This is a genomic window from Mitsuaria sp. WAJ17 (genome assembly GCF_014174515.1).
Classification (GTDB): domain Bacteria; phylum Pseudomonadota; class Gammaproteobacteria; order Burkholderiales; family Burkholderiaceae_C; genus Roseateles_B.
On record NZ_JACJUG010000012.1, the window covers coordinates 122,488 to 134,431 of the forward strand.

Here is an 11,944-nt window from a genome sequence, read left to right on the forward strand (position 1 = left end):
GGCGGACGGTCAGCGCGCGCCATGGGCATGGCGCGGGCCCAGGCCGCGCAGTGAGGGCGGCCATTGCACCGCAGGCAGGGCCTGCAGGCGCTGCCAGGACCACAGCTCGCCGCCATGGGCGGTCTGCAGGGCCCTGGCCTGCGCGGCATCGGCAAAGGCCGGCAGGGCACCCCGGCGCATGGGGCTGCCCACGCTGCCGCTCCAGGTGCTGTCCAGCAGGAGGGTGGCGTCTTCTGCGGCGATCCAGCGGTGATCGTCTGCGCCGGCCTCGGGCAGATACAGACGCGCGATGTCCCGCCGGCCGTAGCCGGGCGCATGACGACCGGGGTCCTGCAGGTAGAGCAGCAGGTCCAGTGCGGCATCGAAGAAATGCGCGGCCCCATCGCGGTAGATCAGCTGGCAGGCCCAGCGGGGCTGGCGTGCCGGGAACATGCCGCAGACCGGGCAGCGGGCCTCCGGTGGCGGCATGCGCGCAGCGAGCCTGCCGCGGCCCAGGGCCGGGGTCCAGGCCTGCAGAGGTGCGACGCGGCAGATGTCCTCGGGCACCGCGGGCTCCCCACTGTGCTCGAGCCGCCAGGCCGTGCCTGCGCCGTAGCCGACAGCCAACGCGGGCAGGCCCAGGCCGCCCAGCAGCCAGCGCGCGGCACGGCGGCGGTCCGGCCGGGGAGCGGACAGGGTGTTCACATCCGGCTGTCCTGCTGGGCGCCGCCGCTGAGGTCCACCATGTCAGGCTTCAGCGCTGCAAAGGCCAGCACCTTGCCGCCAAAGGCCTGGGCGAAGGCCTGGGCCGCGGCCTGCTCCTTGAAGCTGGCGATGGTGGGCCCCATGGAGCCCTGGCGCTTGCTGCCCAGCACGTAGAAGCCCTGGCGCACGTCAAACCAATGGCCGCGCGGGATCTCCCAGTCGGCCTGCGCCATGTCCTGCGTGTAGGCGATGCGCACGGCGCGCTGCTGCTCGGGCTTGAGCAGCACGTTGATGAGTTCCACGGTGTCGCAGAACCAGTGCGGCTTGCTCTCGCCCACGTAGAGGATCTGGCCCTTGGGGCCGGGGTAGTCGGAGAGCAGCATGCCGTCGAGGTCGCAGCTGAGGCCGGCGACGATGTCGCTGGGCGCGGGGGGGGCTTCGTCCTGCCGACCACAGGCGCTCAAGCCGCCGACGAGGCCGCCCAGGCCGAGCAGCCCGAGGGCGAGGCCCTGGCGACGGGTCAGTGAAGGCAGGGGGACGAGCGTGCTGTTCATGGCTTGAATCTCCAGGAGGCAAGGGCCAGCGGGGCGAGGATCCAGCCCAGCATGGCGGAGGCCAGCAGCCAGGGCTGGCCCAGGCTCGGCGGCACCACGGCGGCCAGGCCGTAGAGGCGCCGGACATCGTCCAGCGCAAAAACGTTGAGGATGCGGAAGAGATCCGCCGGATTCAACAGCAGCGCGTAGGCGAGGGCCTCTCCGCCCAGGCCACCCAGTTGGCCCTGGCTGGCCACCAGCAGGCCCATCAACGCCAGGTCGAAGACCAGCACCAGGACAAACCACAGGCTGATGGCCAGGCCCGAGGCCCGGGTGCGGTCCCGAGCCAGCACCGAGATCAACAGGGCCAGACTCAGGAAGGCCAGTCCCAGGAGCACGGAGCTCAGCACGAAGCCGCTGTAGTGGTAGAGCCCGGCCTGGCCGAAGCGTTGCCACAGCAGCACGCCCACCAGTGCAAAGCCGATCAGCGTGGACAGGCTCAGGGCCGCGGCCAGGCCCAGGTACTTGCCCAGCAGAAGCTCCAGGCGCGTCAGCGGGTGGGCCAGCAGCAGGTCCAGGGAGCCCCGTTCGCGCTCGCCCACGATGGCGTCGAAGCCCAGCAGCAGGGCGATCAAGGGGATCAGGTAGATCACCAGACTGACAAGGCTAGCGATGGTCAGCTCGATGGAGCGCGGCCCCACTACGCCCTGCGCGGCGCTGCCGAAGTAGGTGATGGCCAGCGAGAAGGCCGTGAAGACCAGGGCCACCGCCAGCACCCAGCGGTTGCGCAGGCGGTCGCGGAATTCCTTGCCGGCCAGGGTGGCCAGGGCATGCCATTGCAGTGGACGGCTCATGCAGCCTCCCTCAGCTCAAAGTAGACGTCTTCCAGGCTGGGCTCCTGGATGCTGAGGTCCGAAAGCTCCAGCGTGGACAGGCGCTGCAGCACGGGCATCTTCAGCTCGCGCGGGCAGCGCAGGCAGGCCTGCCCCGGGCTCTCGCGCTGCAACTGCAGACGCTCCATCAGGCCCAGCAGCTGCTGAGGCAGGGCGTCCAACTGGGGCGGCGTCCCGCTGAGCAGGATGCGAATCGGCATGGCAGAGCGCTCGCGCAGGGACTGCACCGTGCCCTGGGCTTTGAGCCGGCCGCCGCTGAGCATGGCCAGCGAATCGACGCGGCCCTGCAGCTCAGCCAGGATGTGGGAGCTGATCACTAGGGTCACGCCGCGGGCGCGCAGGGCGTCCAGCTGCTGGTAGAAGTTGCGGATGGCCGCAGGGTCCAGGCCGGTGGTGGGTTCGTCCAGCAGCAGCAGGCGGGGCTCGCCCAGCAGGGCCTGGGCAAAACCCAGGCGCTGGCGCATGCCCTTGGAGTACTCGCGCACCGCGCGGCGGCTGGCGCCGGCCAGGCCCACCTGCTCAAGCAGGCCCTCGCACTGCGCAAGTGAGGCTCCCTTGAGCCGGGCGAAGAACTGCAGGGTCTCCAGGCCGCTGAGGTTGTCGTAAAGCACCAGGTTCTCGGGCAGGTAGCCCAGCTGGCGACGCAGCTCGCGATAGCGCGGGCCGTCCACCGGCTCGCCCAGCACGCGCAGGCTGCCCGCCGTGGGGCGGATCAGGCCCAGCAGCAGCTTGAAGAGCGTGCTCTTGCCAGCGCCGTTGTGGCCGATCAGGCCGAAGAGCTGGCCGGGGGCCACGTCCAGATCCACGCCGTCCAGGGCCTTCAGCAGGGCAGGGCCGGCGCCGTAGTGCTTGCAGAGGCCGCGCAGCTGCAGCACGGCCCCGCTGTCATTGTGCGAGCTTGTCACGCCAGGTACTCCAGTCGCGGTGTTGAGGGGTCATGCGCGGTGCCGCGTCGACGACGCTGGGCACCCGCAGCACGGGGAATTGCTGGCCGAGCACGCGCAGCGCCTGCACGGCCGGACTGCCGCTGAGCAGAGCCATGGCCGGGTGCTGGTACTGCAGGCGATCGACCAAGTCATTGGCTTCGTAGGGCAGGTCGCCCAGGCCGTCGCCGTCGCGGTCCCAGCCCTGGTAGTTGCTCCAGTGGTTACCCTGGCCACGCTTTTCACCGGGCTTGCCGGCCTTGTCACCCCAGGCCTCGTCACGGCTGCCCACGTAGCGGACCTGCTCGCGGTTGCCGATGAAGTCATTGCCTTGCACGGTGTTGCGGGTCGAGCCGGCGCTGAGGTGCACGCCCACGGCGTTGTCCAGAACAAGGTTGCCACGCAGGGTGGCGTACTCGACGTCGTAGATGAAGAAGCCGCGGCCGTTGCCCACCACCACATTGCCTTCGATGACCGAGTCCTGCAGGGTGCGCAGCATGATGCCGTGGTCCGTGTTGGCCCAGGTGCGGTTGTTGCGCACGACTTGGTCGCGCACTTCCATCAGGGCCAGACCTCCGCGATTGTGATGGCTGTCATTGCCCTCCCACAGGTTGTAGTAGGAGTTCATATAGTGGGTGCCATAGCGGCTGTGGTGCAGTTCGTTGCCCTTGAACTCGGCATGGTGGGAGACGTCCACATAGAGCGCGTCCCGCACGAAGCTGATGCGGTTGCCGAGGATGCGCGCGCCCTGCGTGTTGTAGAGCTGCACGCCGTTGCCGCGCTGCGAGGTGTTGAGGTCGCGCAGGCCGGTGATGTTGTTGCGCTCCACGCGCACATCATCCGCCTTCTCGATCCACAGGCCGAAGAGGTTGTAGACCAGCTCGCAGTCCTTCACCACCGCGCGGTGCGAGCCGGGCGCCAGGTAGATGGCGGCGTGCTGGTCCTTGAGGCTGTGGCCGCTGTCGCGCACGATGAGCCCCTCGATGCGCACATCGGGTGCCGTCACGCGAATGGTGTCCCCGCGCCGGCCCCCGCTGAGCGTGGGCCGGTCGAGGCCGCGCAGGGTCAAGGGCTTGGCGATGCGCAGCGACTCGTCGTGGAAGGCGCGCTCGATCTCCACCACGTCGCCCGCGGCGGCCCGGTCCAGCACAGGCTGGATGGCCTCGCCGGGTTTCACCCGCCAGGTGGCGGACCAGGCCGCGCCGCACAGAAGCAGGCCCGGCACCAGGCCCAGCAGCGTCGCGATCAGCCGTGCGGTGGGGGGCTTCATGGCTGCAGCACTCCCAGGCCCTTGAGCAACAAGAAGAGGCTTGCGCCCAACAGCAGGTTCTTGAAGCCGACGTAGCTGAGCATGTCCATCACGCTGGCGCGGCGGTAGTTCGCCTGCCACCAGGGGCCATCCTTGACGTAGCGGCGACCCTGCAGGCGGATCAGCACCTCGTAGACGCTCCAGCCGAACCACCACAGGATCAGCGCGGGGCCGGACAGCCGCCCGGTCGCCGCCAGCGCCCAGGCCACGCTGGCCGCAAGTGCCAGGGCCACGCCAGCCAGCAGCAGGGCGCGCGGGCCGCGCAGGCTCTGCGGGCTCCAGGGCCAGAGGTGGTCGCGCAGCTCCAGCAAGAGCCAGCGCAGTCCCCGGGCGCCGGCCTTGTGGGGCGGCTGGTGCGGCTCGGTGGGCATGCGCGGGTCCGGCCCCTGGGCCACCTTGGCCGGCAGCTCGGGCGCCACGGGGGTGATGGGGATGAAGTAGCCATCGCGGCCGATGGCCGTGATCAGCAGACCGTCGCGCTCGCGTCGCTTGCGCTCCTTGGCCAGGGGCGGGCAGCCGGCGGTGTCGGTGTAGAGCACCATGCAATCGAGGCAGTGCAGGCACTCGCGGTGGTCGATGCGGCCGGCGGCGTCGATGGCCTGGGCGCCGCAGCCCACGGCGCAGGCCTTGCAGCTGTTGCAGTCCATCTTGCGGCGCAGGCCGAACCAGCGGAAGGTGCTGGGCATGGCCAGAGCGGCCCCCAGCGGGCAGATGTACTTGCAATAGGGCCGCTCGATGAAAAGCGAGACACCCAGCAGCGTGCACACGAAGAGGCCGTAGGGCCAGGCCCGGTGCAGGATGCCCACGAGGAAGGTGGTCTTGAAGGGCTCCACCTCGGCCAGCATTTCCGCCGTGCTCATGGACACCATGGAGACCGCCAACAGGCCGAAGAAGATGCCGTACTTCAGCCACTTCAGCTTGTCATGCACGGCCTGTGGAACCCGGCGCTGCCAGCGCCTGAGGCCCAGCATGCCGCCGATCTTGTACAGCGCTTCCGAGAGCGAGCCAAAGGGGCACATCCAGCCGCAGAACAGGCCCCGGCCGAACAGGAAGACGGTCAGGATGATGAAGATCCAGAAGACGAAGATGAAGGGGTCGGAGAGGAACAGCGACCAGGTCCATTGGAACAGCAGCGCATGGAACCAGGTCAGCACCTGCGTGATTGATGGCTGGGCCATCACGCCGAAGCCCACGAAGGCGATGGACAGGCCCCAGGCGCTGTACTTGAAAACGTTGACCGGCCACTTGTTGCGGTGCGTGGCACGGCGAGTGAGGCGTTCGCGCAGGGCATAGACCACGGTTACGCCCAGCAGCAGCGCGATGAAGGCGCCGATGCCGGGCGCGCGAGCCTTCCAGACGCGGCGCCAGGGCGCTTCGTCCTCTTCGACCTCGGGGCGGCCTCCCTGCATCAGCTCGGCCGGCAGCCAGTACTTGGCCTCGAAGTTGGCGAAGCTGCGCTGGCCCGTGGCGCGGTCCACGCGGTTGCCCAGGAAGGCCAGCTTCCAGGGGTAGGCCGCCGAGAAGCTGGGCGCGCGGATGATGAAGATGGCCGATTCGGTGTAGCTCGGGGCACCGGCGGCTTCGAGGCCATAGAGGTTGAGATAGTCCAGGTCGCGGAAGGTGAAGGACTCTGCGCCCTGACGCACCTGCACGCGGTCGTAGATGCCGCCGCGCACGAAGCCCGAGCCCTTGAAGGACTCTGCCCCGGCGGTGCGGATGATGAAAAACGCCTGCTCATGGGCCTTGAGCCGGCTGCGCAGGTTCTCGTAACCAGTCGCGCCTAGCAGACTGCGGCCGAGATCGGGGTGGTTCAAGTCCCCGAACCAGAGCTCGATGAAGGGCTCTGCGCTCCTGTCCAGGCCGACCTGTTCCGGCCGCACCTGCAGGCGCTGCACGGCGCCCAGCTTGAGCAGTTGGTCCCAGCCGTAGCGCGCGCCGGTCTCGATGGCCTTCAGCGGTTCGCGATGCACAGGGGCAATCAGGCCCACCTGCCGCGCCACGGCGCTGCTGGAGAGCTGCATCACCTGGTTCTGGGCGATCACGGTGACGGTGGCGCCGGAGATGGCGTCCACACCCAGCACCTGTTCCTCGGGGCGCGAGGGGCCGACCTCGATCTTGTCCCGCACCGACTTGCCGACGTACTGGTGGTTGAAGTTGACCAGGGCGGCCTCGGGGATGCCCAGCAGCAGGATGGGCTCGGAATGCTTGAGCACCTTGACGCCAACATAGCGGCCCTCACGGTCCATGCCGATCAGGGTGACCACGGGCTTGCCGGAGTAGGCGGGGGTGTCGGTGATGTCGGTGGACAGCATCACATAGCCCAGCAGCGGACCATGCGCTTCGCCGTTCTGCGCCGGGCCATAGGCCTCGACATAGGGCGGCTGCCCCTTGCGTGGCGAGAAGCTCACAGCACCGGGAAACACCGCCGCGCAGTCCAGTCGCGCACACAGCTCCGGCGCCGTGGCCAGGTCATCCGGCAGATGCGCCTCGTAGGCCTGATGCGTGCCGCGCTCCAGCGCCTTGGCCGAAGACGCTTGATCTGCCGCAAGCGCCAGATCCGTGAATCCGCCAAGAAAAAGCGCGGCCGACAAGGCCGCGATGAAACGAAGAACTACCGACATCTTCTCTTTCCCAACCTGTCGAATGGTCTCGAGTCACCCGACAAGCACTCCCATCGAAAACGTGTCCGGCACAGCCAGGCCCCCTACCGAGCCCCAGCGCCAGAGCGCGCCCGGCGCAGCCGTGGCGCCCCCAGCGACATCCGAGGATCCGGCTTCGCCGGTCCTAGGGGTGGCCTTGCAGGCCGCGGCGGGCCTTGTGGCCCGACTCGTCGCCAGGCAGGATGAGCCCGCTGGGCTCATCCTGTCCGGGCTCAGCCCCCTTGAGGGGGCGCGAAGCGCGTAGGGGGTGGGCTCTTACTCGACGATCATGCGCGTGCGCATCTCGAGGTGCAGGGCATGGCAGAAGTGCGTGCAGTAGCACCAGAACACGCCCGGCTTGTCCGCCACGAAGCTCACCGACGCGGTCTCCAGCGGGTTCACGATGAAGTTCACGTTGTACTTCGGGATCGCGAAGCCGTGGGTCAGATCCTCCACCTTGTCCAGGTTGGTCAGGATCAGCGTGACCTCGTCACCCTTCTTCAGCTTGAACTCGCGCATGCTGAAGGCCGGAGCCTGCGAGGTCAGGCGCACGGTGACCTTCTTGCCATTGCGCTCGACGCCCGATTCCTTCGCGTCCTTCACCGCCAGCGGGAAGTCCTCGAGGTTGTAGACCTGCTTGGGCTTGACCAGCTCGCGCTTGAAGATGATGAAGTCGTGCGGCTCGCCACGGACCGGGTGGTCAGCCATCAGGACCATCTTGTCGCCCGAGATGTCGATCAACTGCTCGTTCTCGGGGTGCAGCGGACCCACCGGCAGGAAACGGTCCTTGGAGAACTTGCAACCCACGGCCAGGTACTTGCCGTCGGCGGCGCGCGTCTCGGACTGGCTGGCGTTCAGGTGGCCCGGCTGGTATTGCACGTCCAGGCGATCGACCACGTACTTGGCACTCTTGTCGCCTGCATGGAACTTGATGGCAGCGTCTACGTTCCACTTCACGACTTGGCTGTCCAGGAAGAGGGTGGTGAAGGCATTGCCGCGGCCGTCGAAGGCGGTGTGCAAGGGGCCCAGGCCCAGTTCGACCTCGGCCACGATGGCCTTGTCCGCCGCTTCCAGCTTGCCGTCGAAGTAGTCCAGCACCTTGGCCAGTTCGATCACGGTGGCGGTGGGCGAGAGCTTGCCGGCGCAGATGAAGTACTTGGCATCCGGGCTGGCGTTCACGCCGTGCGGGTTCTTAGGCACGCTCACGTAGGCGGTCAGCGCCGTCTTGGGGTCCTTGTTGGAGTCGCGCGTGCCATCGACCACCGGCACCTTGGAGTCGCCGTAGGTCTTGAACTTGCCTGCCTTGACGGCGGCCTCGATGCGGGCCACGTTGAAGAAGAGACAGGCGTCGCGCTCAGAGGACATCATGTCCTCGTACTTCGCACCCATCTCGGTGTTGTACTGGTTGGTGGCGGCCAGCTTGCCGTCGTAGGAGGTGGCCACCAGGTCGCAGTTGCCGTCGATCAGCACCTGCCAGCGGACTTCCATGGTCTCCGCATCGACGCAGCTGAACAGCGAGCGGTACTTGCTGCTGTCCTCGGTGCCGGTGTTGGGCAGGGGGATGGCGAACTCGCCGCCGCAGAAGACGCGGGTGGTGTAGTTGATCTTCGGATCGACCGGGTCGGCCTTGTCCGGGAAGATGCCGTGGAAGCCCTGCACATTGGGCAGCTCGGTGATCTTGTCGCAGACGAAGTAGTCCAGGCGGATGCGGGCGATGCGGCTGTTGATCTTGTCGTTGACCCAGGCGTAGCGGCCGTCATAGTTGCCGTCCTTGTAGGAGGCATGCACGTGGTGGGTGTCGGCCACCGTGTAGCGCAGGCTGCCGTCGGCCTTGGTGCCCATCACCTTCTTGGATTCGTTGGTGATGCCCCAGCCCACCAGGGCGTCAGGGTTGAAGCAGGGGATGCGCAGGATCTCGCGGCCCGAGGGCAGTCCCAGCACGCGAACGTCGCCCGTGTGGCCACCGCTCCAGAGGCCGTAATAGCTGTCCAGCTCACCAGGCTTCAGGTGCGAGGCGTTGCCGCCATGGCCGGCCGCAGCAGGCGCGCTACCGGCGGCGGCGGGGGCGCCATCGCTCTTCTTTTCGGCACAGGCCGCGACGCCCAGCGTCAGACCGGCAAGTGCCGCGGAATTCATGAATCGACGGCGTCCCAGGCCGCTGGATTCCTCGCTCGTCAACTTCTTTTCGTCCTTCATTGGGTGACCTCAGGTGAATGAAACTCGGGCTTCGGGACGCTGCGCCGCAGCGCTGGGGGAGGGCGTCCTCGTTTTGCCTGCATCGTCTGGAAACCCGGGTTTGCCCTCCTTGATCCAGTTCAAGGTTTGAAACGTTTCTCAAAAATATAGCTTTAACCGGGGTGATGGACTTGTGCGACCGGCCTGGCATGCACAGAATCCGGCCTGTCCGGCACCCGCATCGCTGCGGAGGCCATTGCGGAGAACACTCATGACCCCCATTTCCAGCGGCCGCATGGCCACTCGCACGCTCATCAGCACCCTGGTCGTCCTGGCTGCGGCCAGCCTTGCCGCCTGCGGCAAGCAGGAGGCTTCCAACGCCCCTGCCAACACGGCCACCCCTGCGGCCAGCGCGCCAGCGCCGGCACCTGCCGCCGCGCCCGCAGCGGAGAACACCGTGGGCAAGTCGGTTTTTGGCAAGACCTGTTCCATGTGCCATGCCGCCGGTGTGGCCGGCGCTCCCAAGCCCGGCGACAAGGCCGACTGGGGCCCGCGCATCGCCCAGGGCAAGGACGTGCTCTACAAGCACGCCATCGAGGGCTTCACTGGTGCCAAGGGCATGATGCCGGCCCGCGGCGGTGGCGCCTCGCTGAGTGACGACGAGGTCAAGGCCGCGGTCGATTTCATGGCCGATCAGTCGCGCTGAGCGGTCACGAGCCGGAAGGACACATGATGCAGAGGCGTCAATGCCTGCGTCGCCTGGGCCAGCTGGCGGGCGGCCTTCAGCTGATGGCTTGGGGCGCCGTCGTTCTGCCGTCCCACGCACGCGGCGCGGCCGCCCCTTGGCAGGAAAGCCGTGTGCTGATGGGCACCCGGATCGATCTCTCGGTGTGTGCCGTGCCCCAGAGCCTGGCCCGTTCGGCCATGGCCCGAGCTTGGGACCGCATGACGGCCCTCGCCGCCCTGATGAGCCGCTTCGAGGCGGGCAATCCCCTGGACCAGCTCGCCGTCCAGGCGGGGCGGGGTCAGGTCTTGCCATTGCCTCGCGAACTGGCGGAGGTCATGCAGGCCGCGCTGCAGCGCGCACAGGACAGCGGCGGCCATTACGACCCCACCGTCGGCAGCTACCAGGGCTGGGACTTCCGTCCAGGCCAGGAACACCGGCCCGGCGAGGGTGAGCTGCAGGCCCAGCGCTCCCTGAGCGGCTGGCGTCACCTGAAGCTGGACATAAGCCGGCAGCAGGCCTCCCTGGACCGCGCCGGCGTGCGCCTGGACCTCGGCGGCGCAGCCAAGCTGCCCATCCTCGAGGCCGGCCTCGCGGTGCTCAGGCAGGAGGGCGTCGCCCACGCCCTGCTCAATGGCGGAGGAGACATCCTCAGCCTGGGCCAGGCCGAGGCCGATCGCCCGTGGCGAGTGGCCCTGCGGGACCCGCGCCAGCCCTCGCGCTGGCTGGGCGTGATCGACATGCCCGTCGCCGGCGCCGTGCTGGCCGCCTCGGGTGACTATGAGCGCTGCTTCGAGCGCCAGGGGCGGCGCTTTCACCACATCCTGGACCCGCGCAGCGGCGAACCCAGCCAGGGCCTGCACGGCCTGGCCCTCCTGGGCCGGAGCGTGGCCGAGCTCAATGCCTGGGGCCCCGCCATGATGGTGGCCGGGCCGGCCCAGGCGCGCCGCTGGGCGCAGGGTCTGCAGGGCGTCGAGCTGATGCTGGCTGGGCCAGGCGAAGGCCAGGGCTCGCAGCAGCTCTGGATGAGCACCGGGCTGGGCCGCCAACTGCAGCGCGCCTGAAGGCTGGGCCGCCGGCCCGACCTCAGTGCACCCAGGGCTCCCATGGCCAGGGCATCGCCCCCGATGCCTGAGTCGTCCATTGGCGGCGATAGGCCGAGGGCGCCATGCCCACCACGCGCCGGAATTGGCGGCTGAACTGGGCCTGGTCGTAGAAGCCGCAGCCCAAGGCCACGTCCATCAGGGACTCCCCATCCTGGCGCAGCAGGGCGCAGGCGGCGCGCACGCGGTGGCGCACGATGAATTCCTGCGGGCTCATGCCGAACACCCGTCGCACCAGGGCCGAGAAGCGCGCCTGGCTCAGGCCCGCCATGCCTGCGAGCTGTGCCACGCTGTGGCGCCGCTCGCAGGTCTTGGTCATGGCATCGACCGCCTCGACCAGGGCTGCGTCGTCGGCGTCGCGCCGCAGACCGGGCACGTCCTTGGACAGGCACAGGATGCCGTGCATCTGCCCGCCCGCCGAGCACAGCGGGTACTTGTGCGTTACGCACCAGCCCGCGCTCCCGCCAGGCAGCAGAATGGGGTCCAGCTGGTAGAGCAGGGGGCTGCGCCGGCTCAGCACCCATTCATCCTGGGCCATGTAACGGCTGGACAGGGCGTCCGGCCACAGCTCCGTGACCGTGCGACCGTGCAGGCTCGCGTCCTGCGGCAGGCCCAGGCGCTGCAGCAAGGAGGCGTTGAACGAGACATAGCGCCCCGCCCGGTCCTTCACCACGAACAGAAAGCCGGCCAGGCCTTCGAACAGCATCGCCGTCTGTGCGGCGCCAAAGAGCAGGGCCTGCTCGGTGGCCGTATCGACGCGCGCGTCTTCACCCCGGGGCAGGCCGGGACCTTCGCACCAGGGTCCACCGGACGCAGGCTGATGCACAGCCGGCGGTTCGACACCTGGCCGTTCGACATCGGCCCGCGTGGGCGGCCGGCACGGGGCACGCATGCTTTCCTGCATGTTGGGCTCCTTCCTTGCACTCTCTCCGTGCCTGATATTGACGCAGCAGCCCCCCTT

At 68.4% G+C, this 11,944-nt stretch carries 10 protein-coding genes; 2 read left to right on the forward strand and 8 right to left on the reverse strand.

Translation table 11 applies throughout. The features are described from left to right. Positions 1–9: 9 nt before the first annotated feature. The 7 genes from H5407_RS11900 to nosZ all read right to left on the reverse strand — a co-directional run bounded on the left by H5407_RS11900 (position 10) and on the right by nosZ (position 9,177). Positions 10–684 carry a nitrous oxide reductase accessory protein NosL gene (locus H5407_RS11900; protein ID WP_183104663.1) on the reverse strand — a complete coding sequence of 225 codons (675 nt, stop codon included), beginning with the start codon at positions 682–684 and terminating at the stop codon, positions 10–12. Further along, the gene (locus H5407_RS11905; protein WP_183104664.1) at positions 681–1,238 is read right to left on the reverse strand and encodes a nitrous oxide reductase accessory protein NosL; all 558 of its coding nucleotides are present in this window, start codon (positions 1,236–1,238) and stop codon (positions 681–683) included. The genes H5407_RS11900 and H5407_RS11905 overlap by 4 nt, the downstream gene beginning before the upstream one ends. Further along, positions 1,235–2,071: an ABC transporter permease gene (locus tag H5407_RS11910; RefSeq protein ID WP_220800577.1), complete on the reverse strand. Its 837-nt coding sequence runs from the start codon at positions 2,069–2,071 to the stop codon at positions 1,235–1,237. The genes H5407_RS11905 and H5407_RS11910 overlap by 4 nt, the downstream gene beginning before the upstream one ends. Next, positions 2,068–3,015: an ABC transporter ATP-binding protein gene (locus H5407_RS11915; protein WP_183104665.1), complete on the reverse strand. Its 948-nt coding sequence runs from the start codon at positions 3,013–3,015 to the stop codon at positions 2,068–2,070. The genes H5407_RS11910 and H5407_RS11915 overlap by 4 nt, the downstream gene beginning before the upstream one ends. Further along, positions 2,996–4,303 (reverse strand): nitrous oxide reductase family maturation protein NosD, encoded by a 1,308-nt coding sequence (locus H5407_RS11920; RefSeq protein ID WP_183104666.1) that lies wholly within the window; start codon positions 4,301–4,303, stop codon positions 2,996–2,998. Before H5407_RS11920 ends, H5407_RS11915 begins: the two co-directional genes overlap by 20 nt. Beyond that, the gene (locus H5407_RS11925) at positions 4,300–6,963 is read right to left on the reverse strand and encodes a NosR/NirI family protein (protein WP_183104667.1); all 2,664 of its coding nucleotides are present in this window, start codon (positions 6,961–6,963) and stop codon (positions 4,300–4,302) included. Before H5407_RS11925 ends, H5407_RS11920 begins: the two co-directional genes overlap by 4 nt. Positions 6,964–7,257: 294 nt before the next feature. Then, complete coding sequence (gene nosZ, locus H5407_RS11930) at positions 7,258–9,177, reverse strand: TAT-dependent nitrous-oxide reductase (RefSeq protein WP_183104668.1); 1,920 nt, start codon at positions 9,175–9,177, stop codon at positions 7,258–7,260. 274 nt (positions 9,178–9,451) lie between these two features. On the opposite strand from nosZ, the gene H5407_RS11935 reads away from it, so the two are divergent. Then, positions 9,452–9,862: a c-type cytochrome gene (locus H5407_RS11935; RefSeq protein ID WP_183104695.1), complete on the forward strand. Its 411-nt coding sequence runs from the start codon at positions 9,452–9,454 to the stop codon at positions 9,860–9,862. Between the two features lie 23 nt (positions 9,863–9,885). Beyond that, the gene (locus H5407_RS11940; protein ID WP_183104669.1) at positions 9,886–10,944 is read left to right on the forward strand and encodes an FAD:protein FMN transferase; all 1,059 of its coding nucleotides are present in this window, start codon (positions 9,886–9,888) and stop codon (positions 10,942–10,944) included. A 22-nt stretch (positions 10,945–10,966) separates the two neighbouring features. On the opposite strand, the gene H5407_RS11945 is transcribed toward H5407_RS11940, so the two are convergent. Beyond that, entirely contained in the window at positions 10,967–11,887 is a 921-nt protein-coding gene (locus H5407_RS11945; RefSeq protein ID WP_183104670.1) for an AraC family transcriptional regulator, read from the reverse strand. Positions 11,888–11,944: the final 57 nt, after the last annotated feature.

Excerpts from the sequence above, each read along its gene's own strand:
- H5407_RS11905 (WP_183104664.1), bottom strand. The coding sequence starts at position 1,238 with ATGAACAGCACGCTCGTCCCCCTGCCTTCACTGACCCGTCGCCAGGGC.
- H5407_RS11910 (WP_220800577.1), bottom strand. The coding sequence starts at position 2,071 with ATGAGCCGTCCACTGCAATGGCATGCCCTGGCCACCCTGGCCGGCAAG.
- H5407_RS11920 (WP_183104666.1), bottom strand. The coding sequence starts at position 4,303 with ATGAAGCCCCCCACCGCACGGCTGATCGCGACGCTGCTGGGCCTGGTG.
- H5407_RS11925 (WP_183104667.1), bottom strand. The coding sequence starts at position 6,963 with ATGTCGGTAGTTCTTCGTTTCATCGCGGCCTTGTCGGCCGCGCTTTTT.
- nosZ (WP_183104668.1), bottom strand. The coding sequence starts at position 9,177 with ATGAAGGACGAAAAGAAGTTGACGAGCGAGGAATCCAGCGGCCTGGGA.
- H5407_RS11935 (WP_183104695.1), top strand. The coding sequence starts at position 9,452 with ATGGCCACTCGCACGCTCATCAGCACCCTGGTCGTCCTGGCTGCGGCC.
- H5407_RS11940 (WP_183104669.1), top strand. The coding sequence starts at position 9,886 with ATGATGCAGAGGCGTCAATGCCTGCGTCGCCTGGGCCAGCTGGCGGGC.
- H5407_RS11945 (WP_183104670.1), bottom strand. The coding sequence starts at position 11,887 with ATGCAGGAAAGCATGCGTGCCCCGTGCCGGCCGCCCACGCGGGCCGAT.